Source organism: Pseudomonadota bacterium (assembly GCA_039033415.1).
Lineage (GTDB): Bacteria > Pseudomonadota > Gammaproteobacteria > Xanthomonadales > SZUA-38 > JANQOZ01.
On record JBCCCR010000007.1, the window covers coordinates 74,675 to 99,923 of the forward strand.

Below are 25,249 nucleotides of genomic sequence, written 5' to 3' on the forward strand. Positions count from 1 at the left end.
CGAAGCCGGTTATTCGAATCCGTTGATGAAGATCAACGCCGGCGGTCCGCTGGCGCCCAGATTGATCTGGCGCTGGGTTTCTACCCAGGTGCCGGTCAAGGTGTCATGCGCCCGCACCGTAATCACCTGCCAGCCCTGTTCCACACCCTGAGCGCTCACGTCCGCGGACCAGCTGTCCGTGCCGCTGGCGGCCACAAAGTGGCCGTTCGCCAGCGCGACATCGACCCGATCCACGGCCCCGCTGGCGGTTCCCGTGACGCTGACGGTTCCGCTGACTCCAAAATCAGCACCAGGCGTGCTGATCTGCACAGTCAGCGGGTTATCCGGGCGCGCATCCAGCTGGCGAAGGAAAGCCAGCAGGTCGCTGAAATCGCCGCCGCTCAGGTCGGCGACCCGGCTGTGAGGCGTCGACCGGCTGACCTGACTGGCCGTGTCGCTGACTCGGATCTCGTCCAGGCCAAACGATCCGCCGTTGTCATACCGAACCCTGACCGTGTTGCTGCCGCCGCTGAGCTGGATCGGGAGGCTCATTTCTCCCCACTGACGAAACATCCAGTCGTTGGCCAGGGTGCGCGGCGCCTGCACCGACTGGTTGGAACCATTGATCGTGAGGGTGAGATTGGCGTCGCCGTAGTTGGCGTGATACCGCATGGTGAGGGTTGCGTCCGTCGCACCCCCAACATTCACATCGAAGGTCACCGCCGATCCGTCATCCATGTTGACGTACTCACCGCCGCGGAGCACCGCCAGGTCATCCACCGCCCAGTGCGATTGAAAGCGGATGTCGGTGCTGCCGCTCAAACTACCCTGCTCCGCCTGCCAGGCCCGATCGCCGGTCGACAGCAGCGCCAGCTCGAGCGTCGGCTGAGAGCCATCGTGGAGGTAAGACGGGGTGTCCCAGATTCCGTTGAGGGTGGGCACGTCAATGCCCGCCAGGTTGCCGCCCAGACGTCCACCCGAATCGGTGCCGGTAGTGCCCAGGTCTTCCAACGCCAACGTGAGGTCGGTCCGCTGCACCCGCTCGGCACCGCTGTGGCAGTTGGCGCAGCCCTGGCTGGCGAAGATGTCGCGCCCGCGCTGAGCCGCCGAGGTCAGCCCGCCGTCGCTGCGGCGTTGTGGCGATCGGGGCACGGTCTGGGGGGTCAGCGAGGCAACGTACGCGGCCAGCTGGTCAAGCTCCGCATTTAACCCGGCTTTGGGTGTGCCGAGGGTATTGCTGGTCTGATTGAACTGCGGTTCGGTGAGAAAGCCCGTGCCGCCAAACGCGCCACGAATATCGTTTTCAAAGTCCTGGATTTCGTCAAAGTTGGCGCTCCAGTGCACCAGACCATGACCGGTACCGCTTCGTCCCCGCAGGTCGGTGGTGTTGCGCACACCCTCGCCGCGGCCGCTAAAGTCCCACGAACGGCCGTCGTGGCCGCCGTCGATATGGCAGGTTGCGCAGGTCATATAGCCTTCGCCGCTCATGCGCTCATCAGCGGCGTTGTAGAAAATTTCTTTGCCCTGCTTCACGTCGACCGTCAGCGCCTCCCGGCCCACCAGATCCCGGGTAGAACTGCTGAAAGACGTGCTCCCGGTGCTCAGCAAGCTGCCCACATTGACCCGGCTGACCTGACGGTCCAGGAAGTTATGGCTCAGCAGTATGTCTGTGCCTGGCTCCAGCAGCAGGGACTGTGGCGCCAGGCCCACCCCGATACGGGAGATCACGCTGGATACGCCGGTAAAGCCAGCGTCGATCATCAGCGTATCCATCACCAACACCACGTTACTGCCCTGCAGACTGACCCAAGCGTAGTCACCCTGCGGTGAGAACTCGATGTCGCTGGGCTGCTCGCTGTTGTCGAGGTCGCGCCGCAGCTCCTCCAGTTCGGTGCCACTCGCCAGATCGATCTGCGCCACCATGGCCCGCACCGTATTGTCCTGATCGAGATCTTCGCCGCTCAGGTAAACCCCACGGGTGGTGTTGTCCTTCTTCGCCGCCACCCAGGCCCGGCTGCCGTCGGGGGTGATGCTGACCGAGGCCAGATAGTTGGGCACACCTCGACCGTCAAAACGTTCGTCAGGCCCCCACTGCTGAGCCAGCGTGATCGTTCGGTCCAGATTCAGGCCGTTAGCCGACACGGAGACATCCCAGATTTCCGCCCGGTCTTCGGGCGATATAAATCGGGTGACCAGCGCCCGATTTCCGCCGTCCGCTAACGCGATGACTCGAGCTGTAGGGCCCAGCGCCAGGCGGTCCAGCTCCGTGACCCCGGCCGCGTCAAAGAGAGCCAGCTCGCCGCTGCCGTACAGGGACACCAGCATACGGTTGTTCTGAGACCGCGCGACCACCCCGAAAGGCGCCGAGCCATAGCCGGTGTCGACGGTGGCGACACGCCGGCCGTCACTCTCCAACACAATCAGCTGATCGGCATCAAAACAGCTGATCCAGGCGCGACCCGCTGCGTCGAACGCAACGCTTCGCGGGTCAGCGCAGGTGCGGTATTCAGCAACCCGCTGATGATTGCCGTCTCGAAGAACCGCGACGGTGCTGTTGTCCGGATTGATCACCCAGATCCGACCGTCGGGGGCCCGTGCGAGATGGCGCGACCGTCGATGGTCACCCGGCGTGATGTTGTTGAGGACCGCGACGCCCGTTGTTCCGGTTGCTACGGCAGACTGGGCATCACGTACCTGAACCGAGATGCCAAAGTGACCAACCTCCGCATAGCTGTGGCTGGCCTGGGCGGCCGACCCCCAGTCGGTGGGGGTCGAGCCATCACCGAAGTCGAATCGGTATTCCAGCGATCCACCGTCGGGATCGACGGCAGACACGTTGACCTGCAGTGAGGTGCCAGGCGATACGGGTGATGAGCTGGTACTGACGCTGTTGATCACCGGACGGGCGTTTCCGCTTAGGGCACTGCCGGTCGAGAAGGTGAAAGAGTAGCCCTGCATGCCGTTGCCCACCGCATCTTCGATGCCATCGTCGACCAGGGTGACCTGGTACGTGGTGTTATCAGCCAGCGGCTGTTCAGGAACAATCGACAGGATGTCGTTCGACGAGAACCACAGCTCCGTCGCCAGCGGCGAGCCAAGGCTTCCACCGTTGACCGGCTGGAGAAGGACGGTTGAGCTGTTGATGGTTTCTGACTTCAGCGTCTCGTGGATCAGCACCTGAATCGGAAAGTCGGTTGGATAGCCGGTCTCGCCGTCAGCCGGCCGGTGGTAGCCGACGAACGGACCACGGTTGTCCGGGGTCTCCTGATGAACCCAGATCGACATGCCGGTGCCACAGTGGTTTCCACCCCCGGGCACCGAACAGGTACCGTTGATATAGATTCCGCCGGTGACCACCAGGTTGCCAACAGGGAGCTGCCACTGGCTGGTGTCGATGCGTTCGCCGCTGCGATTGTTGGCCTCCTCGTCGAGTTCCAGCACCACGTCGAAGGTACGCATATCGATTTTGTAGCGCTCGCTGAACGCAAACTCATCCTGGAACTGGGCGTAGTTCAGATTGCCGGCGAGCGGTACCGAGGCCACCAGCTGGAGGTCGGTGGGATCGGTGGCGTCGACCACCTGGAAGCCACCGACCGGGTTGTCGTGCGGGAAAAAGAAATAGAGCCGGCCGTTCAGCCCAAACGGGTCAGGCCAGTATCCGCCGACGCTGTTCTGGGTGAGGACGTCCAGCAGCACCGGGTTGGAGGGGTCGGAAATATCGTACGAAGCGATGCCAGATCGGCTTTGATCCGAGGCGTAGTAAAGCGTGGTGCCAAAGATAAATGGGTGCCCGATGACGCCGGTCTGCCCGACCGGGTCGAAGACGGCATTCGGCGTAGCGCCATAGGGTAGGTCCAGATACAGCTCTGCCGGCTCGTCGGTTTCGCCATAGGACCAGTAGTTGGTCGCGCCCCACGGGACGCTCATGCCCCCATGGGTCCAGCCGAGCATCCGAAAGTTCACGTTGTTTGTTTCGACCGGCGTGTTGCCGTCTACTCGAAATGCCCGCCCTGAGCTGAGAACGTCGCCGGTCTTGATAAACCCGTGGGCCATGAAGCCGTGGCGGGTCACCAGTGAATCGCCGTCGTTGTCACCCGTGAGCGGCGTGATCGACACGCGGCTAGGATTGGCGGGATCCGAGAGGTCCCAAGCGCGCACAATCCAGTCGCCCGGGGGGCCGCCAGGAATCTCAGGGAGGGTAAAAAGATAGTCGCCGTGCCAGGCGATCACCGCCAGGCGACCCATCTCCGGAGCCACAGGACCTGCCAGCAACACGCCGGCCTGCCCAGGTCTCGAAATATTCGGGACCCCTTGCGACCAAGCTGGGGACAAGCAGCAAAGCTGCAGCGCAAGCAGCGGGACCAGAAAACGAGACTTTTTCATCCCGTAAACCTAGCAAAAACGCTTGTTTAGAAGTGTGACCCAGGTCGAGGCCTGTTGGGTCCTTTAGCTGTATCAAATCGCCCTAGCCTTTGGATTTGACGGGGTTCGGGCTGACGAAACCAGACACCGGGTCAGAACCGCCAATTTGCGCTTCAGCTCACCCAGCAACGGCAAGACCTCTCAGCCGCTCAGCGAACCACCAGCAGCTCGAAGCTGTCGCTGAACAAAAAGTCGGGCACTACCTCCGTCAGCCCGGCGTCGAACGACACCTCCAGGACCGCACCGATGTTTTGAGGCGGATTTAACGGCACGGTCGAATCCCAGCCCGGAACGGCAATCAGCAGCTCATCTCCACCAAACCCGTTGAAGTTGCCACGGGCAATGACCTGCCCAAATCGATCGCCCGGGTTGCCGGTGAACCCAAAATCGTCCAACACAAAGTCCGTCGTCGCGACCGGGGTGTTCGGACCGATCCCCAGGAGACTTCGTCCGGTCAGCCGAAGACTACCGCGGTCGAGATTGAAGCCAGGTTCCGTTACCCAGAGTTCCCCTCGAAGTGCCCGATTGAGCGTGTCGGCATAGGTCACCTGCCACCCGAAGTTAGCCTGCGTCTCCTCGGTAGGCGGCAGGAAAACCTCCGGCAGCATGGCGTTGAGAACCTGGAAAGAGGACGACAGGGTCACCTGGACCGCGGCGCCCACGTCGGGGTCGAGCACAGCAGTCAGGTCGCTGTCGGGCGCCCCCGCCGCGAGGCTGGGAAATTGGTCCGTCGCGTCGTAGTCGGTGCCTACCGCCAATGCCTTACCGAAACCGTTAATCTCCAGGCCAGGCTCACTGATGTCTGCAGCCACCAGGTGGTCGCTGCTCGCCTGATCCATGAACTGGCTGAACGCGTCACCGGGCAACAGGTGAACGGCGCCGACGCGGCCATTGAATTCGTCCGCATTGGCGCCGATGAACAGCTGGTCTGGCTGTTGCGGCCCTCGTGATGCCACCGTCAACGATCCTCCGAAGCGATCCCCGGCTTCCGCCACGCCGGCAATCAGCGATCGATCCTGATGCCAGACACGCCCACCCGGGTTATCGAAACGGGTTTCCAGGCCACCGGCGCTCCCAAACAGCAGAAACACAGCGCCCGCTCCGTTTTGGCCATTGATACTGGCGCCCGGCGTGCCGATCGCCAGGTCGATACACTGCCGAAACCGATCGCCTGCCTGAACACTGTCCCGGTCAAAATTTCCCGCCACCAGGCTGGCGCCAAATCCATCGCCACCGGCGGAGCTGCCGTTGATGTCCCCGGTGTCCCGATCGATTCTGACCGTGGACGTCGGGGCGAGGCCGACGGCAGAGCCGTTGATCACATATACAGCGCCCGCGTTGAAGAAGGTTGTGTCGCTGGCTGGCGCCCCGACCGCCAGGTCATCAAAGCCATCGCAGTTGAAGTCGCCCGCTGCCAGCGCTTCACCGACCTGCTCCAGGGGCTGCTGCGACGGCGACAGGGCTTGCGCGCCGGCACTCGTCAGACCGGAGAGCGAACCGTAAGCGACCATCACCTGGCCCCGATCCACACCTGCAGCGGTATCTTCCAGCGGGACCCCGATTGCAGCGTCGTCGCGGCCGTCACCGTTGAAATCACCGACGGCTAGCGAAGTGCCAAAGCCGTCATCTGCCCCGTTATCCTCACCACTCACAAGATCGCTCTGCACCCACAGCACGCCACGGGGGTTCTCGATGTGGTTGACCTGTCGGAGCGAGACGTCATCCCACAGCACCTGCACGGCTTCGCCGGTCTCGGCAAAATCCAGGACCAAGGAGACTCTCACCGACCGTTGCCCGGTGGTCGCGCGAAGCAAACTCCAATTGCCGTTTATCGACGAGCCAATCTCACGAGGCCCGCCGTCACCGATCTCCGCTAGAACGCCGCTGGTGCAGCTAGCGCCGGAAAAAGACTCAAGCGCCAGCCGGGGAGAGGCATTGCCAACGCTCCGCAAGTATCGGGCTGTAACCAGATACGAGAGTCCGCCCGAAGTGGCCGGCAAGTTGATACAGTCCGAGGTCAACGCTGCGCGGTCGCCACTGGCGCTCACACGCATCGTAACGGCTCCCAGCGCGCTCGTCGGAAAGCCGGTACTCGCCTGGTAGAACACCTCACCTCCGCCCTCCGTCGACGCCGTCCATCCGCCACCCGGCGTCTGAGTTGGAGAGAGTGCAAACTCGCCGTTGGGCACCAGGTTTTCGCTGTCAGAACGGAGCAACGTGCCGGCCTGCGAGGCCCCGGCTGTAAGCAGCATGGCCGATACCAAAAAATGACTTATCCAAGGATTCACCAGAGCGCTCCTTCCTTCGCGGTGCGTTGAACTTGATCTGATAACGACGCAATCGCGAAAAGTGCACACACCCCGCTGCGAGGGTGCCGGGAAGGACCCGTTGGAAAACGAAACGGTGCTCCGAGCTCGGCCTAGATCACCGCGCGAGCCGGCGCTAAGGCACGGGTGTCAGTCCGCTTGCAGCCAGCGCTCTCTGGCCTGCTGCACCTCGGCCAGCTCATCAGCCTCAAGCACGCGGGGTTTGACGATCGCCTTGCCAGACTCCGGGTCGAACAGCGGGTGACGCTTGTGCTCACCGGCAAAGCGCCGGCGAAGAAGCTTCAGCAGAATGCCAAAGGCGGCTGATAGCGGGGCTTTGGGATGAGCCTTGGCGGCTCCGGCGCCGCCCTTGGCGTGACGACCGTGAATTCTCATCCGAACCTGCCCGACACTCTCATCGCTGACACCGTTGATGCCGGGACGAATCATCCCCACAAAAGGAATCGCGCTGGTCAGGGTGTTGGCCAGCGGGGTGTTGCAGCACGCGGCATACCACCGGTACAAGCCCTTCGGCCTTAGGCGAACACAGGCCAGGTTCTCGGAGCCTTCGGTGAGTTCGAGGTGGGTCGGCGACATCTGGCAGATTTCGCTGCCGCCAAACTCGTCGAGCACGTCCTGCGTTTCGCCGAGAAAAAACGCAAAGAGCTGACAGTCGTCGCAGTAGCACTTAGCCCGGTTGACCAGGGCCGGCGACACTCCACGAGCGACACCCCGCAGTTTGCCGCAGCGACAGCTCACTTCAAGATCATGGGTCATGGTGGCGATTCCCGACATTTACACGCCATCTTAGTTGTCCAACTCTCATCCAGCCATAGGTCAAATGGCGTTTACCGGTCTTTAGTGCCGGTTTCTTGAACAGCCGGTTTGCTTTGTCGACCGAACCGGGTGTTGAATGGGGTCAGAGCCCATCGTTGCAGCAAGCTGTAACACAGCAAGAGGTATACCCATGTCACTGGCATACGGTCTTCGCCAGCCCTGCGACGGCGAACCGGTAGGCGGGTCATGTGAGCCCTGCGTTGAGAACACCCGGCGCTGGGTGCTTATTGTGTCGGTCCTCGGCTCCAGCCTGGCATTCATTGAGGGTTCCATCGTCAACCTGGCGCTACCTGCCCTGCAGGTCGACCTTGAGCTGGATTCCGTGGGGCTGCAGTGGGTTGTCAACGCGTACCTCCTGGCGCTGTCGTCCCTGGTGCTGGTGGGCGGGGCAGCGGGTGATCGCTTCGGCATCCGCCAAATTTTTGTGCTCGGACTGGTCCTTTTTGGCCTGTCCTCCGGCGCCTGTGGGCTGGTCAACGATCCGCATTGGCTGATCGCTTGGCGGGCTGCCCAGGGCGCTGGCTCCGCCCTGCTGGTACCCACCAGTCTGGCGCTGCTCAACGTGCACTTCGACCCGGAGGAGCGGCCCCGCGCTATCGGCATATGGGCCGGCGCATCCGCCTTGACGACCGCTTTGGGTCCGCTGCTGGGCGGCGCGCTCGTCGACCATATCGGCTGGCGCGCAATCTTTCTTGTGATGCTGCCGCTGACCGCGCTGACCTGCACGATGGCTCTGGCCAAAGTACCGGGCCGATCAGGTGACGCCGGTCGCCGTTTGGATCTGCTTGGCGCTCTGCTGCTCGTCGCCGCACTCGGGCCTTTGACGCTGGTCCTTGCGAGCATCGGAAGCGGCGACAACCAGACTGCCGCGCTGCTGATCGGGCTTGTCGCGCTGGCGGGGTTTCTCGTCTACGAGAGCCGAACAGCCGAGCCCATGCTGCCCCTCCCGCTGTTTCGCGAACCCACGTTCGGTGGTGCCAACGCCATGACGGTGTTGCTTTACTTCGCGCTGGGCGGCGCGCTGTATTTTGTTCCGTTCAACCTGATTCAGGTCCAGGGTTATTCGGCACTCCAGGCCGGTCTGGCTTTTCTGCCGCTGACGCTGCTGCTCGGCCTTGGATCCGTGGTGGCTGGGGAGCAGCTGAAGCGACGGTCGCCTCGCCGGCTTTTGACAGCGGGTGCCGGGCTGACCGGCGTCGGTTTTGCCCTGCTGGCGATACCCGCCACGACGTCGAGCTACCTGGTCCACTGGCTTCCCGGCATCGCGACAATTGGCGTCGGGATGACGCTGTGCGTAGCGCCCTTGACCACGGTAATAATGACCTCGGTCGAAGAATCCCAGTCGGGGGTCGCCTCCGGCATCAACAACCTGGCGGCGAGAATGGCCGGACTGCTGGCCATCGCCGCCCTCACCTCGCTGGCGGTTTACTGGTTTCGAGGAGAGCTCAACCAGGCCTTGGGAACGTTGGCGTTGAGCGACGACAGCCGCGCTCTGCTGCTGGCCCGTGCGCACGAGCTGGCGGGTATCAGCCTGACTTCCGTCGACGACACCGTGGCGCTAAGGGAGGCGATCCTGGAGAGCTATGTGGCGGTCTTTCGCCAGCTCATGTTCCTATGTGCCGGTCTGGCCGCAACAGCCGCCGTCATCGCCTGGAGCACGATAAGACAAGGTCCACCGCAGCCATCGTGACGTGATCAGCGCACGAATCGATCCAACAGCAGCCCCCTATTCGGTATGGTCGTGTTGACCCTGACGCAGCGCAATCGCCGCCAGCGACAGCACCAAAATGGCTGACGCCTCGAACAGTATCGTCTCCGGCGCCATGTCCTTACTCTGCAGTACGATCAGCCGAGCCAGCGCGGTAATGGCGATAAAAATCGGGTACATCACCGGGATCACCTGGCTTCGATAGAAAACGCCCACCATGGAAACGACCTCGGTATAGAGGAACAGCAGCAGGATGTCGGCGATCTGGATTGTCTGGTTACGCCAGACAACGCCGACCTCGATCATCACCGCCCCCACCGTCAACAGTGCGATCAGGATCAGAATGGTCTTCTCGATCAGGACAAACAGTTTGCCTACATCGATACCGTTTGGGCTAGCAGCCAAAGCGTTTTCCTCAGCTTTTAGGGTGAATCGGGCTCAAACCGAAAGAAATCGACGAGCACCCGGGCATATTCTTCAGCACGGCTGTCGACGTGGCGTGGATGGGTGCCGGCAAACTCATGCGACCGGGCTCCAGGAATTGCTCCCAGGGTGGCCTCATGCTGATCGAACAGGGTGTCCCCGGTCGCTGCTGTCACCAGTGTCGGCAGCGACAGTTTGGCCAGCTGCGGGTGCACGTCATAGTTCAGAAAGGCGCGGGCTCCGAGCTCCATGTCCAGCCCCTGCTGCAGACTGTCGACCAAAGCCTGTATGACTCGACGATTGCCGGCCCCATCCAGCGTGAGTTCCGGGTTCCACGCTCGATGGAGGTTCAACGATCGACGCCAGGCCTCCAGGACATGTCCGCCAGCTTCATCAGGGTCCGGCGCGCTGTTGTCGAAGAGACCAATGATTCTTTCACGGGTTTCTCGGTCCCAGAGCGGGAGGCCGTCGATGACCAGATGAGTCGCCAGCTGCGGACGCGTGACCACCAGCTCCACCGCCATCTGGGCGGTCATATGCCCACCGACCAGCTTGATCGAACTCAGGTTCGCTTGATCGATCGCCTGTCCTAAAGCGGCCGCAGCCATCTCAAACGAATAACCAGGAGGCAGTGGCGCCGAACGCCCATTGCCCAGGGCGTCAAGCGCCCATGCCTGATAACCCTGCGCTGCAAGGGCTGGCAGGATGTGGTCGAACTGAGCTCCGCTACCCGGGGTGAGATGAAGCAGCACAACCGGCTCCCCCTCACCCGCGGTACGGGCATGAAGCTGGCCAAATTCCGTATCGAGGTACGAAAGCCGAACGGCACTCACGCTTCGCGGCGCCAGACAACCGGAAAAATCGACTCCGGCGGCGCCTCACCGCGCACCAGAACGTTTTGGTCCGGCAGGTTCGCGAGCGGGAGGGTCAGCGGGTTGGGATCCCAGCGGGCGTCAGAACCCAGCCAGCGAGTCGAAAAGGACAGCCTACTCCCCTGGTCGCTGCCAGTGCGGGCGCGCGATCCGTGGATCGTTTTAGGGTGGATCAAGAGCGCATCCCCGGCACGGGCCGGCCATGAGCGGATGTCAGCGTCCGGGGCATTCACGCGATCCAGCAGATGCTGCCAGGGCAGATAATCCGGTGGACGCTCAATGTCCTGCGGGGCAAAGGTGGAGTGGTATCGGTGTGGATCGTGATTGGAGCCCGCCAGCGTCAGCAGCGGCGCGTTGTCCTCGGCTACGTCGGTCAACGCTACCCAAAGCGATGGAATCTGCGTTCCCTTGTAACCATAGGTGCACTCATCGTTGTGCCAGGGCGTGGCCTGGCGCTCGTCGCTGCCTGTCTTGCGAAAAACCGCGTCCACCCAAAACCGTAGATCGTCGGCGCCCGTCAGCTCCGCCACAAGCTCCGTGGCGGGCGAGTGGGTCATCCAGTCCTGAAATTCCCGCGCGCACGCCATGATGCCGTTCATCTGCTCCCCGCCCGGCACCTCGTACCGCGTCGGAGAAATTGGCACTGGACAGTCCCATACCGGCTCGGGAGTTTCCCCCGCCACAAACGTCTCGCTCACCCGATTGATGCCTTGGGTGAGTTGATCGACCCACTGCTGGCCGAATGCACCCTCAATGCGGACGCAGCCAATTTCTTGGTATTCATCGATATGTGCCTGGGTGATCAAGATCCGTTGCCTTTGCTGAAAAAAGCCAGCGGCTAGATTACCGAAGTACAGACAGAATGCGAGCTGACCAATCACCGTGCCGGTCGCTTGACTTGTAGCGCCACCTCGCCGAGATTGTCGGCATGAGCACTAAAACATACCAGCACACTTTTGGTAACCAAATTCATAGGAGCAGGCGATGCGAGCATCGGTAGAGGTTGACGGCAAAGGGCGCCGCGAAGCGCGCAATCCGTGTCTCGAACCCTGTGCGATCGAGCGCGGTATGCGCATTATTGGTGGTAAGTGGACCGGCTCCATTTTGTGGCACCTCAAAGACGGTCCCGTGCGCTTCAATGACCTCGCCCGAATGGTTGGCGGGGCCAGCAAGAAAATGATCACCGAGCGCCTGCGCCTGCTTCAAACGCAGGGTTTGGTTGAACGCACGGTCATCGACAGCGCTCCCGTTTCCGTGGAGTACTCCATTACCCCGTTGGGTTCGACAGCGCTGGGATTTCTGGATCAGCTTCGACAATGGAGTGAGAGCTTGCCTGGCGAGCCAACCCAGGGAGATTCCGCGTAGTGCAACCCCTCTCAGACATCCGCGTCATCGAATTCTGCCAGGTTGCCGCCGGTCCCTACGCGGGTATGTTGCTCGCAGACCTGGGCGCAGACGTCATCAAGGTAGAGCCCCGCCAGGGTGACTCCATGCGCGCCTGGCCGCCCTTGACCGACGGCTTCAGCGAGAACTTTGCGTCGCTCAACCGCAACAAGCGTTCGGTGGTGCTGGACCTGAAGTCAGACTCGGGCGCAGAAACCGCCCGCAAGCTTATTAGCGGCGCCGACGTAGTAATCGAAAACAATCGTCCCGGCGTCATGGCCCGCCTCGGACTATCTTATGAAGACGCCAAAGCGCTTCAGCCAAAGCTGGTGTACTGCGCTATCTCAGCTTTCGGCCAGAGCGGTCCACGAGCAACTGATGGCGGCTTCGACGTGACCGTTCAGGCCGCATCGGGAATTATGAGCGTCACGGGTGAGGAAGATGGAGAGCCGGTCAAAGCGGGGGTGCCCGTCTCGGACTTCTGCGCGGGTCTCTATGCGGCCTACGCTATCGCGGCGCTGCTCAAGCGTGTGGCCGACGGTGGCCCCGGTGGTTTTGTTGATATGTCGATGCTGGGCGCAAGCCTGGGTATTGCGGCGCTGCAGACCAGTGAGTTTTTTGGCACGGACTCCAACCCCAGAAAGCTCGGCTCAGCCCATCCACGAAACGCGCCCTATCAGGCGTTCCGAGCGCGAGACACCCATTTTGTGCTGGCGGCCGGCAACGACAAGCTGTGGGCATCGGTATGTGACGTCATCGATCGGCCCGAGCTCACGGAGCACCCGGACTACCTGACAACCACCGCCCGCGCCCGAAACCAGACCCAGCTCAAAGCATTAATGGAAGAGATTTTTGCCCACGAAGACGCGGCGGTATGGATCCACCGACTTCGCGAACGCGGCGTGCCCTGCGAACCGATCAACGCCTACCGGGAGGCCCTGCAGGACCCACAGGTCGCTCATTCAGGCTGGGTCACCGATCTCACCCTGCCCTCCGGTGCCGTGACCCAAACCTTTGGCTTTCCGGCGCTGATCAACGGCCAGAATGCGCCGATTTATCGCGCGCCACCCACGCTTGGCGAACACACAGAGGAGGTACTGCAGGAGTTGACTTCCGGCGATGTGACCAAGGCACAGCAACCCGCGTCACCATGAAGCTCGCAAACAAAACGTCCGGCGCTTTGCGCCAGTTTGTCGTCGCGGTGACCGAAGCGATCGAGCATGAAAACCAGAAGGCGGGATACCCAGCTTCACTCCCTGACGCCCTGAAGCGGCTCGTAGCGGACGATAATTGGCTGCCGGACGCGTTCGCACAGCCTGAGGCCCGGAGCTATTGTCAGTACCTGCTCCACTGCGACCCCCTTGAGCGGTTCAGCGTCGTGAGTTTTGTCTGGGCGGCCGGCCAACAGACTCCGATCCACGACCATACCGTTTGGGGCGCCATCGGCCAGCTCCGTGGCACCGAGCGGTCGACACCTTACAAGCGAGAAAACGGGGGCCAGCTGGTCGCCGGGGCGCCAGAGTCGACGTCACCTGGTGATGTCATCGCCTTTTCGCCGGCGGACGGGGACATACACCAGGTGGTTAATCCGGGACCAGAAACCGCGATCAGCATCCACGTGTACGGCGCCAACATCGGCCGGATCACTCGCTCCGTCTACGATCCGCTCACCGGAGCCGCTTCAGCCTTTGTCAGCGGCTATTCGAACCGAGTCCTGCCAAACCTCTGGGAATACTGAGCACCGGGACAGTCAACCGCGCTGCGGCGATCACTTCAGGTTGTTAACGTAGCGCTCAGTCTGCCGAAACGCCGCGTCGTTGGTCTGCATACCCTCTTCATCGACTACGCAGCTCCACGCGGCGGCGAGCTGTTCTGCGGTGTTATCGTCGCGACCCAGGGTCACACCGCGGGTTTCAAATCCTTTGTACATCGCGTAGGAACCGCCGCCGGCACAAAGCACCGCCTTGCTCGGCGCATCGGGCCCGGTCAGAAACACCACCCCCGGGCTCACAGATTCGGGGGTGAGGATTTGGAAGACTTCGTCGGACACCAGTCCTTCCATCATCGCCGTGCCGGCCGTCGGGGCAAGACAGTTCACGCGAATGTTGTACTTGGCGCCCTCGATGTGCAGCGTGTTCATCAATCCAACCATGCCCATTTTTGCTGCGGCATAGTTTGCCTGGCCAAAATTCCCCCACAGCCCGGTGCCCGACGTCGTGAAAACAATCCGCCCATAAGCCTGTTCGCGCATTGTTCCCCACACGGCCTTGGCGCAGCTGGCAGAACCGATTAGGTGCACCTCGATCACCTCGCGAAACTCGCTCATCGTCATTTTGGTGAACGATCGATCACGCAGAATTCCTGCGTTGTTAACCAAGATATCTACACGGCCCCAGCGGGCGGTCGCGCCAGCCGCCATCGCTTCGACCTGCTCGATGTCGGCAACATTGGTGCCATCAGCCACCGCCTCGCCACCCGCCGCCTCAATTTCTGCTACCACCGCGAGGGCGGCGTCGGGCGCGCTCCCGCCTTTGCCCAAGTCGTTCACCAACACTTTGGCCCCTCGCCGTGCCAGCGCCACCGCGTGAGCTCGCCCGAGCCCCTGACCCGCACCGGTGACAATCGCCACCTGCCCGCTCAAATCGATCGCATTGTCATTGGTTTGCATCGCAAAGGCCCCCAGCTCAAAGGCTGCTACACCAGCAAGTGCGGCTGGCAAAACGTTAGCTTCGCATCAATCTACGATTACCTCGCGCGCCGCATAAAATTCCGGCTACGATGATGACGGCACACCGGGGAGGTTCAATGATCGAGTCTGAGATTCTGCTGAATTTTGCCGAGCGGCATCAACTGCCGATCATGGCCTCACCCGACTTTCAGTGGCCGATTGAGCTCGCGGCCGACGGCTATCGACCAGTCGCTGATTCAGATCGGGAGAACTGATGACTGAAAACACTCCTATCGTGCTGGGGTTTTCTGAGTATGCCGAAGCAGGTCGACGTTTCGCCGACGCCAGCGACTGCCCTTTTGCTGAAATCAGCGTGCATCAGTTTCCGGACGGAGAGCGGCGGGTGCAGCTCCCGGCTGAGTTGCCGGCTCGGGTGATTTTTTGCCGCTCGCTGAATGATCCGGACCACAAGCTGATCGAGCTGTTTCTGGCGGCCACAACCGCTCGCCAGCTGGGCGCAACCGACCTAACGCTGGTGGCGCCCTATCTGTGTTACATGCGCCAGGACATGGCCTTTACGCCGGGAGAAGCGGTCAGTCAGCGCATCGTCGGCGCTTTGCTCGCTCAGCATTTCGACGGGCTGATCACTGTCGACCCGCACCTTCATCGGGTGCAAACCCTTGGGGAGGCTTCGCCGGTCAGTCGGCCCCGAGTACCCAGCACCGCGCCGGTGCTCGCCAGCTTCCTCAGCGAGCAGCTGGACAACCCGCTGCTGGTGGGTCCGGACGAAGAGTCCGAGCAGTGGGTTGGCGCCATCGCCAGGGAGCAGGAGCTCGATTTTGTGGTGGGCCGCAAAGTCCGGCACGGCGATCGAGAGGTTGAAATCGAACTACCGTCGATGGACTATCGTGATCGCCAGGCCGTGCTGGTCGACGACGTCGCCAGCACCGGCAGCACGCTGCGCGTAGCGGGCGAGCTGCTCTTAGCGCAGCAGGTGGCGTCGGTTGATGTGCTGGTCACGCACGCGCTGTTCGCCGGCGACGCGCTGCCGCGGTTGACGGCGGCGGGCATCCGAAATGTGTGGAGCACCGACGCGATCCCCCACACAACCAACCGCATTCATCTCGATCGGCTGCTGGCCGAGGCGCTCAAGACCTGAAGCGCCGCCAGGCTTCGGTTAAAGGAGTACACTAAGGGCACGACGAACCCATGAGTGCACTGCTGACGATTAATTTTCCAGCCTGAGGGAGAACAAGATGAATACGGTAAGACAGCTGATTGACCAGAAGTCCGGAGAAATCGTTTGTATTGACCCCGGTTCATCAGTGCTCGATGCGGTTCGGGAAATGGCGGATCGGGATATCGGATCGGTGCTCGTGACGGAACACGGAAAGCTGCTCGGCATCCTCACCGAACGGCATTACGCTCGTAACGTGATCCTCGCGGGCCGTCGCTCGGACAGCACGCCAGTCACCGAGGCGATGTCTTCAGAACCGGTTTGCGTCACCCCCGACCACACGATCGATGATTGTATGACGTTGATGACCCAGCACCGGATCAGGCATTTGCCGGTGCTAGACGACGACAACCTGATCGGCGTCGTGTCGATCGGTGACCTGGTCAAATGTCAGATTGCCGACCAGAAAGAGATGATCGATCAGCTGACTCGCTACATTCAAAGCTGAGCATTCCCTCCCGTCGGCTAGGTAGTATCCACGAGCACACCGAACAGCTTTTTCCGCTTTACTAGATGCAACGTGCCATCTTGGCTCGCCGTACAAGCCAGCGTGGAGACCAGTCCGTGAGCAACACCGTGCCAACCGTCGAAGAGTGTGTTGAACAAGCTATCGCCCGTGTCGGCAAAAACCTGGTGATTGCTGCGCCGCTGGCGCTGGGAAAACCGGTTCAACTTCTGAATGCGTTCTACCGGCGGGTCGAGGCTGACCCTTCTCTAACCCTGCAGCTTGTCACGGCACTGTGCCTGGAGGTGCCAAAGCCCGGCAGCCATATCGAAGCCGGTTTGGCGGAGCCGATCCTGGAGCGTTTGTTTGGCAATTATGAAGAGCTGGCCTTTGTCCAGCCGCTCAGAAACGGCAGCCTGCCGCACAACATCCGAGTCAGCGAGGTGTACTTCAAAGCCGGCTCGATGAAAAATCTGCCGGTTGCCCAGCAGAACTACATTTCCAGCAACTACACCCATATCGGCCGGGATATGCTGGCGTTCGGGATGAACATTCTTGTTCAGCTCGTGGCGGCAAAAGAGACCAAAGCGGGACTGCGACTCAGCCTTTCCTGCAATCCGGACGTGACGCTCGAGCTGATCGATCGAAAGAAAGAGGCGGACCTGCCAATCATGATGCTGGCCCAGGTTCACCAGGATCTGCCTTTCATGGAACACGACGCGGAGGTTGCGGCCGAAGAATTTGATCTCGTCGTCAACAGCCGACAGTACGACAGGCGGCTGTTTGCCGTACCCAATGCTGCGGTGCCTCCGACCGACTACGCAACCGCACTGCATGCCAGCACCATGATTCGTGACGGTGGGACGCTGCAGATTGGCATCGGTTCGCTGGGTGACGCTATCACCCATGCCTGCGTCCTCCGGCAGCACCAAAACGACGAATACCGACAGATGGTCGACAGCCTGAGCCGCGTTGCCAATCCGCTGCGCGAGCCGCTGGGCACCTTCGACGAAGGCCTCTACGTCTCGACCGAAATGTTTGTCAACGGCATGATGCACCTCATCGAGCAAGGGGTCGTAAAGCGCCCCGTCTTCGACAGCCTGCCGCTCCAGCAGGGCCTTAACAGCGGAGCCATCGAGCCGCGGGTCGACGGGCGGCTGATCAACTACGGCCGGCAAAGCGGACTGATTCCACGGGAGCTTTCTGCAGAGTCGTTGGCTGAACTCCAGCACTGGGGAATCATGCCGGCTAGCGCCAGGCTGGAAGGCGGACAGCTGACGGTCGATGGCACGTCGACAGCTAACAACATGGATGATCCCCAAACCCGAGAGATGCTGCTGAGCAAGCTCGAGAACCAACCCCTGCGAAACGGGCGCGTCCTCCACGGCGGCTTTTTTCTGGGCCCTGGGGATTTCTATCAAAAGCTTCGGGATCTCGATCCAGCGGGTCATGAGCAGATTTGTATGACCGGCGTGCGCCGAACGAATCAGCTGCTGCTGAACTATCCGCTGTACTGTGCTCAGCGCACCAACGCCCGCTTTATCAATACGGGTATGAAAGTGGCCCTGAATGGTTCGGTGGCATCGGACGCTCTCGAAGACGGAACCGTGATCAGCGGCGTCGGTGGACAGTACAATTTTGTGGCGATGGCGCACGACCTGCCGGGGGCGCGCTCGATCTTGTGTATCCGCAGCACGCGAGGCGATGGTCGGGATCTCGAATCCAACGTTGTGCCCTTCTACGGCCACACCACCATTCCGAAGCACCTACGCGACGTCATCGTGACGGAGTACGGGGTTGCTGATCTTCGAGGCCAAAGTGACGCCACCGTCATCAAGCGCCTGATCAACATCGCGGACTCCAGGTTTCAGCACCAGCTGCTGGCTTTCGCCAAGGACCAAGGCAAAATCGAACGAGACTACTTCATCCCTGACGAGGCCCGCCAAAATACGCCCGAGCGAGTCCGGCACGCGCTACAACCGTTTCAAGAGAGCGGTCAGCTGCCGGCTTATCCGCTCGGAACCGACCTGACTGAACAAGAGATTGCGCTGGCCGCCAGCCTGCGAAAGATCAAAGACCTAAGCACCCGCCCAGGCCAGTTCATCGCGGCCTCGTTTCGAGCATTGCTTCATAAAGACGACGAGGAGGCCGCAAGACCTTTCCTGGAACGAGTACACCTCGACCACCCGGAAACGACAAAAGAGTTCCTGGTGCAGCAGCTGCTGCTGATGGAGCTCGAGGAACGAGGCCTGCTTAAAGTCAGCTAACGCCGCGGGAAGCGTTAGCGGCTACTGGTTCACGTAGCCGATCGGCTCCTGGCCCGGCGTAATGACAAACATGAGCGGCCAGTACTTGCCGGTAACCCACAGCCTGCCGTCTTCCGCCAGCGCAATGCCATTGAGAACATCCACCCGCCTTCCGGCGATATGCTCCGGCTTGAGAAGCCCGGTGAGATTGATCAAGCCACGCACTTGGCCGCTGGCGGGATCGATACGGGCAATGTAATTCGTTTGCCAGACGTTGGCGAGGATCTCGTCGTTTACCCATTCAAGCTCGTTGAGGTAAGGCAGCGTCTTCTTGCCCAGCTTCACCGTGATGCGCCGTTGCTCCTCAAAGGTTTCAGGATCCAGGAACCGCAGCTCCGACGTGCCGTCACTCATGATCAGTGACGTTCCATCATGCGTGAGGCCCCAGCCCTCCCCGCCATAGCTGAAGGTTTCCTGCAGAGCGAACGACTCGAGCGCCCACACGTATCCGGTGCGCTTTCGCCAGCTCAGGCCCAGCAACCGGTTCTGCCAGGAGACGATGCCCTCGCCGAACACGCCTGAGGGAAAGTCTTCAACCCTTATGACCCGACCGGTCTCAGGATCAACTTTCCGAATGGTCGATTTACCAACCATGCCGGTGCTTTCAAACAGGAACCCATCATTGAAAAAAAGGCCTTGGGTGAACGCGGCCGGATCATGAGGATAGGTCTGATGCAGGTTGTAGCCAAAGACCGGAACACCCTGCGCGTGGGCGCTCAAGCCGGCCACACCTGCGACCGCAACTAACACGCATTGCAGCCACCTACGCAGCTTGTGGGTTTGGGTCAAGGGCCTGCTCAGGTACATGGGGTTTCCTAAACTGCCAACGGCCTGCGGAGTTTCGATTAAGAGGCCGGACTCCGCAAGCGTTGTCCTTATGACACACCTCAAGCAATTCCGTTCAGCGACTTAAATTGCGGTGCTGCAGCTTACGGAGCAAGTCTTGGATCGTCAGCCGCATCTCAAACAGGATCCTCAGGTTCCGGTTAAAACCGTTCCGCGAAGCAAAATCGGTGTGCTGGATCTGATCATGCGGCAAATCAATGTCCAGTTTTGTACTAACGTTACGCGATATAGGCCAGGAAACAGGGAGACTGGAAATGATGGAAGCATTTCGGCGAAAGGCACGGACACGGGTGTTGGGGATCGATCGGGGGACGCATGGCAGCGTTTCCGCGGCTGGCTGGCTGGCAGTATTGCTAGCGTTGGCCGGTGCAGCGCGGGCGCAAACAATCGGCGAGCTGGCCGTCTTTGGCGACAACGTTGCGGACCCGGGCAATATCCCAGCGCTCCTGGAGGCCGGCAACCAGGCAGGACTCGGCCCGGTTGACACCAATTTCCCGCCCTCACCGCCCTACTTCGGCAATCGCTACTCCAACGGACCGGTTGCGGCTGAACTGCTGCCCAGCCTTCCGGGGATCGAAGCTGAATCCGTTGTGAATTTGGCGGTTGGCAACGCGTTTTCCGCTCAGCTGCCGGTCAGCCTGGCCGGTGGTGTGCTGATCGGCAACGGCAGCTCGATTCCTGGGCCCATCGGCCGGGGACTGGCCGCGCTCAACGAAACTGACATCACCAGCCGGGTAAACGCCTACCTCAGCAGCCGGCCACAGTTTGCGCCGGATGATCTGATGCTCATCTACATGAGCGCCAACGACGGCGCGCTCGCGCTAAATACGATCGGCCTGACAGGACTGACGGGGGCTGAGGCGCAAAACCTGATTGTCCAGGGTGCAACGGCAAACGCCAGAAACACCGTCGCCGCGGCAGGTCAGCTGGTCGCCGCCGGAGCCCAACAGGTGGTTTTGGCCAACCTGCCGGACATCGGTGCGACACCCGCGGCGGCGGCCGGGGGCCTGGCCGGCGTCGCCGCTGCCAGCGGCTTCAGCCAGGTGGCGAACGACGCCCTCGCTCAGGGTGCGGCTCAGCTGGCCACCGACAGCGGCGCCGTTATCACCGTCTTTGACAGCTTCACGCTGCTCAACGACATCACCGCAAACCCGGGACGCTACGGGCTGACCGATACCACCAACCCCTGCCTCGCGGTTCCCAGCTGTGTGGGAGACCCGGGCCAAGCAGATCAATTTCTTTTCTGGGACAGCTTTTTCCCCACCGCTCGCGTCCAGTCGATAGCCGCAGCGGCGCTGGCTGACACCATCAACGCGCCTAAGACGCTGGCGTCGCAGGCGGAGATAACCCGCTACGCGGCCGAAAAATTTGCGCAAAGCCTACTCTCCGACCTGGACCGGCGAGGCGCTGAACAAGCCCCCGCCGGCTGGCGACTGCGCTTAGCCTATGATCGGTTTGACTGGCAGCGAGACGGCGAAACGTTTGCGTTCGGTTATGACGCGCAGCTCGACCGGGTCACACTCGCCGCCGAGTTCATAGGCAGCGAAATGACCGCGGGGCTCGCGCTGAGCAGCGACCGAGGAGAAGTCGACCACCGCGATATCGCCGCAAGCCACGATGTCGACAGCCTTCGCTTCGGCGCCTTCCTGGCGAGACATGGCGAAAACTGGTCGATTGGCGTAGCGGTGCATTTCGCGGACGAGGAGCTGGACAACATTCGCCGCGTTACGGGCGTCGCGGGCCAGATTGCCACCGGAGAAAGTGACGGAGACAGCCTTTCGCTGCTGCTGCAGATGCAGCGCAACTACGATTGGAACCGCTGGCGACTGGCGCCAACCCTGCGCCTGGGCTACAGCGAAAGCGAGCTGGATGAGTACCTGGAAACCGGCGCCGTGGCCATGAACCAGCGGGTGGGTGACCGGCGTGCAACCAACAACTTTGCCGAAGTTGGGATCAGCGCCTCGTCGGCGTGGTCGACACAGGACGGCGGGGGTTGGCGGTTACGTCCGCTCGCCAGCCTCTTCTACCGCAGTCAGCTCGGCAATCGCAGCCAGGAGATCAACAGCCGGCTGGCGACCGTGCAGGAGGTGGTGCGGACATTCAGCATCGACGCGCCCGATGACGATTACTGGCGTCTGGCGCTGGCGCTCGAGGCGGGCCTCAGCGAGAGGTTGAGCCTTCAGCTGGGTGGAACGCTTGAGGAGGGCGCCAACCGGCTCGACGGCTACAGCGCCGGCCTGAGCTTGCAATACCAGTGGAAGTAGCCTCTGCCGTTCGGCTACGGCCGGGTCTCAGCTTCTGGCGCGGCGCCGGTGTGACGAAGCTCACGGCGGACGAACCAACGCACCAGGCGGGCCATGCCCAGGCGCGCCAGGAGCGGCCGGGTGAGAACAAACAGCCGGTAAATCCCGTGTACCACGGGTTTGAACGCTCGCGAGCCCCAGAAGCGCGCCATCCGGGTCATACCCAGGCGCTCGTAGATTCGGGCAAACGCGGCAGGTCCCGATACCCACTCGCCGTTTTCGCGAATGTGCAGCGCCTGCATCAGTTCCGCTTGCCTCGGCACGCCGTCGGGTGACTCGGCCGCAAAGTCCTGGGCGGCGCAGTTGACCATCGACAGAGCGTTGTTCCGATCACCGCGGCTCAACTCGTCGATCTCCGCGACGCAGATAGGGCAGTTCCCGTCGTAATAGACTTCGATAGCGTTTTCGTTGCTCACACGAACATCTTAGTACGCCTGCGCGTGAGGGAGACGCCAACATTTCGTATCTGCACACCCGCAGCACAATCGTATGACGGTGACTAGCGATTCAGCCGGCGCTTGAACCCGCGCGATCAGCCCGCATACTGTTGAGCAGAGCCGACGTCCGGCAGCAAGCTAGGAGACACTGATGACCGAATCCACGCAGCAGCGAGCCATCCTTGCCGGAGGCTGTTTTTGGGGCATGGAGGAGCTGATCAGGCACATGCCGGGCGTCATTTCCACGCGCGTCGGCTACAGCGGTGGCGATGTGCCTAACGCGACCTATCGTAATCATGGAACTCACGCTGAGGCTATCGAGATCATCTTTGACCCCAAGCAGATGAGCTACCGCACACTGCTGGAGTTCTTTTTCCAGATTCACGACCCGTCCACCTTGAATCGCCAGGGCAACGACCGCGGCACTTCCTATCGGTCGGGCATCTATTATGTGGATGAGGAACAGCGGGCCGTCGCGGAGGACACGATCGCCGACGTCAACGCTTCCGGCCTGTGGCCAGGCAAGGTGGTGACCGAGGTGGCGCCGGCCGGCCCCTTCTGGGAAGCAGAACCGGAACATCAGGACTACCTGCAGCGTATTCCCAACGGCTACACGTGTCACTTCATTCGACCTGATTGGCGGCTGCCCAAACGCAAGGCTTCTTGAATCAGCGCAGCTTATCGGGTGACAAGGCCTTGAGCGACGTGCCCGAGGGTGGCGCACCCTACCAGCCGATCGCGTGCGAAGATTACGACTTTGTCGAGATCGCCTGCCTTGATCGCTACGAGGTTGCCGTCGAGACTGCCACGGGCACGCTGCTTGCGCGTGCTATCACGACCGAGGTGAACCAAAACGGCGAGTTTCTCGTTCTCACGGACAAAACCGGCCAGCAGCAAATGGTACGTCTCGATCAGATCGAGACCCTGAGAGTCATCACCCGACCCAGCCGTTTTCACGAGCGCACCTTCGCTCGGTCCTGACCGCAATCCAAACCCGATGCGGTCAATGCCTTACAATGCCGGCATGAAACGCTCCGTCTCCCGTTCGCTTCGCCATCAGCCTAAAGTCACCCTACTTTCGTGGGCCCTGCTCGCCACCTCGCTCCTGGGGACGACCGCGCTGGCTCAAAGTGAGGCCACCGATCCTTTTGAGACGCAGGCGCAGTCGCTGCACCAGCAGATGCTGTCGATCGACGCTCATGTCGACATTCCCCCCAACTTCGCCACCGAGAAGGCGGACCCCGGCAAAGAAACCCGAGGCCAGGTCGACCTGCCCAAGATGGACCGGGGCGGCTTGAGCGGCGCGGTGTTTGCGGTTTTTGTCTCGCAGGACGTCAGAAACGCCGAGAACTACCAGCGGGCAAAACAGGACGCACAAACAAAACTGGACGCCATCTGGCGCATGGCCGAGCAGTACCCGGACCGCGTCGGCGTTGCCACCTCGCCCGAAAAGCTCAAAGAGCTACATGACAGCGGACGTCACTTTGCCGTTGTCGGGATGCTCAACGGATTTCCGCTGGGGCCGGAGGCCGAGGAGCTGGACGCCTACTTTGAGCGAGGCCTGCGCCAGCTCGCCTTCAACCACGCCGGGCACAACGCGCTGGCGGACTCCTCGAGACCTCGTGATCGGTACGGTGACGCGCCCGCCGAGCACGGCGGGCTGTCCGACCTGGGCAAGTCGGTAGTCCGGCGCATGAACCAGCTGGGAATCATCGTGGATGTATCCCAGCTAACGCCGGCGGGCGTGCAGCAGGCGGTCGCCGTCTCCGAAACGCCGGTCATCGCTTCACACTCCGCCGTTGCCTCGCTGCTCGAACACCCCCGAAACCTCTCTGACGCGGACATGAAGCTGATCGCTGATAAGGGCGGCGTGGTGTGCATCGTCGCCTTTGGTGGTTATCTGATCGACGTCGGGATGGACTTCAATGCCGAAATGGAAAAGGTCCAGGCGCGTTTTGGCGTCGCCGAAGAAAGTGAGGTGGCCGCGTTGCCAGAAGCGCAGAAAAAGGCCTACCAGGGCGAGATTCTGTCCCTCCTTCGACGCTTGCCGAAGGCCAGCGTCGCGCAGTACGTCGACGCCATCGACTACGCCGTCAAGCTCGTGGGCGTCGATCACGTGGGCATCGGCACGGACTTCAATCACGGTGGCGGGCTCAAGGAGTTTAAGAACGCCGGTGACTCTTACCAAGTGACCGCGGAGCTTCTGCGGCGCGGCTACACGGAAGACGACATTAGAAAGATCTGGGGCGGCAACTGGCTGCGGGTCTTTAGCGAGGTAACGCACCACGCGCGCGGCGGCGTCAAAGACTCAGGCTGATTCAGGTTTCCTGCGGCAAACTGGTCAGCAGATCGCGAAAATCCCGGGCCCATCGACCGACCTGAATCTTGGCGTCACCCAGGCGTGTGAAGCCCGCGCGCAGGACCCGACTTCCCGAACCCCAGCGAACCACCGCCAGCAGTTCCGCACCCGTTTGCGAGTCGCTAACCTCCATCTCGATGGCAACACCGCCAAGACCCGCACCGGTCGCTTTGGTAAGCAGCGAGACGTTCAGCACGCCGTCGGTTGCATCGAGGTCGGTAACCACAAACCGGACTCGGGCTATTTCCGGCCCGGCTTCCTCGACCACTTCATAGCCAGGCTCGTCGACCAGCCGGGCCGAAAACTGTTCGACGGTATAGTCTTTGAGCGACTCGAGCTCTTCTGCAGTGAATTCATCGTCGTTCTCACCGGGCTGATACAGCACGATCGGTCTTTCGACGATGAATCGGCGATAGTCGGCCAGAGCGGGATTTAGCGACCGAAGGTGATTTTCCGCAATCCGCTCCAGGGAACCGTAGTCTCGAAGAAAGCCGCTGGGCTCAGGCTCCCGGATTGGGGCGGCGCAGCCCGCGAGAGCAGCGAGCAGCGCGATCAGCAGACCGGCCGTGGCGGCACGATAGGGATCTTGAGCCACCCGACGGCTCACTGGTTGGGAAATTCATGACTGGTCACACCACTATTTTTCAGCAGTATCCCGGACTTGATGGACCCAATAATGCTCAAACCGGGTGCAAAAAGTGCGCGTTTTACGTATCTG

The 25,249-nt window shown here is 61.5% G+C and carries 22 protein-coding genes; 12 read left to right on the forward strand and 10 right to left on the reverse strand.

The features are described 5' to 3' along the window. Positions 1 to 9: 9 nt before the first annotated feature. The 3 genes from AAF358_07300 to AAF358_07310 form a co-directional block, all read right to left on the reverse strand. Positions 10 to 4,362, reverse strand: a complete 4,353-nt coding sequence (locus AAF358_07300; protein MEM7705339.1) for an Ig-like domain-containing protein — start codon at positions 4,360 to 4,362, stop codon at positions 10 to 12. A 188-nt stretch (positions 4,363 to 4,550) separates the two neighbouring features. Further along, positions 4,551 to 6,653, reverse strand: coding sequence for an FG-GAP repeat protein (locus AAF358_07305; GenBank protein ID MEM7705340.1), 2,103 nt, complete (start codon positions 6,651 to 6,653; stop codon positions 4,551 to 4,553). A 204-nt stretch (positions 6,654 to 6,857) separates the two neighbouring features. Beyond that, on the reverse strand, positions 6,858 to 7,502 hold the full coding sequence (locus tag AAF358_07310; protein ID MEM7705341.1) for a DUF6151 family protein: 645 nt from the start codon (positions 7,500 to 7,502) through the stop codon (positions 6,858 to 6,860). A 172-nt stretch (positions 7,503 to 7,674) separates the two neighbouring features. Between AAF358_07310 and AAF358_07315 the strand changes: the two genes are divergently transcribed. After that, positions 7,675 to 9,234, forward strand: a complete 1,560-nt coding sequence (locus tag AAF358_07315; GenBank protein ID MEM7705342.1) for an MFS transporter — start codon at positions 7,675 to 7,677, stop codon at positions 9,232 to 9,234. Positions 9,235 to 9,270: 36 nt separating this feature from the next. Here AAF358_07315 and AAF358_07320 read toward each other — a convergent pair whose 3' ends face one another. From AAF358_07320 to AAF358_07330, 3 genes are read right to left on the reverse strand one after another with little or no spacing between them, the layout of a single operon-like run. Continuing rightward, the gene (locus AAF358_07320) at positions 9,271 to 9,657 is read right to left on the reverse strand and encodes a phosphate-starvation-inducible PsiE family protein (protein ID MEM7705343.1); all 387 of its coding nucleotides are present in this window, start codon (positions 9,655 to 9,657) and stop codon (positions 9,271 to 9,273) included. 17 nt (positions 9,658 to 9,674) lie between these two features. Further along, on the reverse strand, positions 9,675 to 10,508 hold the full coding sequence (locus AAF358_07325; protein MEM7705344.1) for an alpha/beta fold hydrolase: 834 nt from the start codon (positions 10,506 to 10,508) through the stop codon (positions 9,675 to 9,677). Beyond that, complete coding sequence (locus tag AAF358_07330) at positions 10,505 to 11,353, reverse strand: phytanoyl-CoA dioxygenase family protein (GenBank protein ID MEM7705345.1); 849 nt, start codon at positions 11,351 to 11,353, stop codon at positions 10,505 to 10,507. Before AAF358_07330 ends, AAF358_07325 begins: the two co-directional genes overlap by 4 nt. Before the next feature lie 178 nt (positions 11,354 to 11,531). Here AAF358_07330 and AAF358_07335 point away from each other — a divergent pair, with 178 nt between their 5' ends. The 3 genes from AAF358_07335 to AAF358_07345 are packed head-to-tail and all read left to right on the forward strand — an operon-like array spanning position 11,532 to position 13,668. After that, complete coding sequence (locus AAF358_07335; protein ID MEM7705346.1) at positions 11,532 to 11,912, forward strand: helix-turn-helix domain-containing protein; 381 nt, start codon at positions 11,532 to 11,534, stop codon at positions 11,910 to 11,912. Further along, positions 11,912 to 13,084 (forward strand): CoA transferase, encoded by a 1,173-nt coding sequence (locus tag AAF358_07340; protein MEM7705347.1) that lies wholly within the window; start codon positions 11,912 to 11,914, stop codon positions 13,082 to 13,084. The genes AAF358_07335 and AAF358_07340 overlap by 1 nt, the downstream gene beginning before the upstream one ends. Then, positions 13,081 to 13,668, forward strand: coding sequence for a cysteine dioxygenase (locus AAF358_07345; GenBank protein MEM7705348.1), 588 nt, complete (start codon positions 13,081 to 13,083; stop codon positions 13,666 to 13,668). The genes AAF358_07340 and AAF358_07345 overlap by 4 nt, the downstream gene beginning before the upstream one ends. 30 nt (positions 13,669 to 13,698) lie before the next feature. Here the strand turns inward: AAF358_07345 and AAF358_07350 are convergent, their stop codons facing one another. Further along, positions 13,699 to 14,598 carry an SDR family NAD(P)-dependent oxidoreductase gene (locus AAF358_07350; GenBank protein MEM7705349.1) on the reverse strand — a complete coding sequence of 300 codons (900 nt, stop codon included), beginning with the start codon at positions 14,596 to 14,598 and terminating at the stop codon, positions 13,699 to 13,701. A 137-nt stretch (positions 14,599 to 14,735) separates the two neighbouring features. On the opposite strand from AAF358_07350, the gene AAF358_07355 reads away from it, so the two are divergent. The 4 genes from AAF358_07355 to AAF358_07370 all read left to right on the forward strand — a co-directional run bounded on the left by AAF358_07355 (position 14,736) and on the right by AAF358_07370 (position 18,547). Next, positions 14,736 to 14,873: a hypothetical protein gene (locus tag AAF358_07355; GenBank protein ID MEM7705350.1), complete on the forward strand. Its 138-nt coding sequence runs from the start codon at positions 14,736 to 14,738 to the stop codon at positions 14,871 to 14,873. Continuing rightward, positions 14,873 to 15,757: a ribose-phosphate diphosphokinase gene (locus tag AAF358_07360; GenBank protein ID MEM7705351.1), complete on the forward strand. Its 885-nt coding sequence runs from the start codon at positions 14,873 to 14,875 to the stop codon at positions 15,755 to 15,757. Before AAF358_07355 ends, AAF358_07360 begins: the two co-directional genes overlap by 1 nt. 97 nt (positions 15,758 to 15,854) lie before the next feature. Further along, positions 15,855 to 16,283, forward strand: a complete 429-nt coding sequence (locus tag AAF358_07365; protein ID MEM7705352.1) for a CBS domain-containing protein — start codon at positions 15,855 to 15,857, stop codon at positions 16,281 to 16,283. Positions 16,284 to 16,399: 116 nt separating this feature from the next. Next, on the forward strand, positions 16,400 to 18,547 hold the full coding sequence (locus AAF358_07370; GenBank protein MEM7705353.1) for an acetyl-CoA hydrolase/transferase C-terminal domain-containing protein: 2,148 nt from the start codon (positions 16,400 to 16,402) through the stop codon (positions 18,545 to 18,547). A gap of 21 nt (positions 18,548 to 18,568) precedes the next feature. Here the strand turns inward: AAF358_07370 and AAF358_07375 are convergent, their stop codons facing one another. Beyond that, positions 18,569 to 19,315 carry a glutaminyl-peptide cyclotransferase gene (locus AAF358_07375; GenBank protein ID MEM7705354.1) on the reverse strand — a complete coding sequence of 249 codons (747 nt, stop codon included), beginning with the start codon at positions 19,313 to 19,315 and terminating at the stop codon, positions 18,569 to 18,571. Positions 19,316 to 19,686: 371 nt separating this feature from the next. On the opposite strand from AAF358_07375, the gene AAF358_07380 reads away from it, so the two are divergent. Then, complete coding sequence (locus tag AAF358_07380) at positions 19,687 to 21,696, forward strand: autotransporter domain-containing protein (GenBank protein ID MEM7705355.1); 2,010 nt, start codon at positions 19,687 to 19,689, stop codon at positions 21,694 to 21,696. 14 nt (positions 21,697 to 21,710) lie between these two features. Here AAF358_07380 and AAF358_07385 read toward each other — a convergent pair whose 3' ends face one another. Beyond that, positions 21,711 to 22,151, reverse strand: coding sequence for a DUF393 domain-containing protein (locus tag AAF358_07385; protein MEM7705356.1), 441 nt, complete (start codon positions 22,149 to 22,151; stop codon positions 21,711 to 21,713). Positions 22,152 to 22,323: 172 nt separating this feature from the next. Here AAF358_07385 and msrA point away from each other — a divergent pair, with 172 nt between their 5' ends. The 3 genes from msrA to AAF358_07400 are packed head-to-tail and all read left to right on the forward strand — an operon-like array spanning position 22,324 to position 24,489. Then, a complete protein-coding gene (gene msrA / locus AAF358_07390) occupies positions 22,324 to 22,839 on the forward strand; it encodes a peptide-methionine (S)-S-oxide reductase MsrA (GenBank protein ID MEM7705357.1) in 516 nt (171 codons plus the stop codon). Beyond that, positions 22,836 to 23,153, forward strand: a complete 318-nt coding sequence (locus tag AAF358_07395; GenBank protein MEM7705358.1) for a Rho-binding antiterminator — start codon at positions 22,836 to 22,838, stop codon at positions 23,151 to 23,153. Before msrA ends, AAF358_07395 begins: the two co-directional genes overlap by 4 nt. 43 nt (positions 23,154 to 23,196) lie before the next feature. Continuing rightward, positions 23,197 to 24,489: a dipeptidase gene (locus tag AAF358_07400; protein MEM7705359.1), complete on the forward strand. Its 1,293-nt coding sequence runs from the start codon at positions 23,197 to 23,199 to the stop codon at positions 24,487 to 24,489. Between the two features lies 1 nt (position 24,490). On the opposite strand, the gene AAF358_07405 is transcribed toward AAF358_07400, so the two are convergent. Continuing rightward, entirely contained in the window at positions 24,491 to 25,126 is a 636-nt protein-coding gene (locus AAF358_07405; GenBank protein ID MEM7705360.1) for a DUF3313 domain-containing protein, read from the reverse strand. Positions 25,127 to 25,249 lie beyond the last annotated feature (123 nt).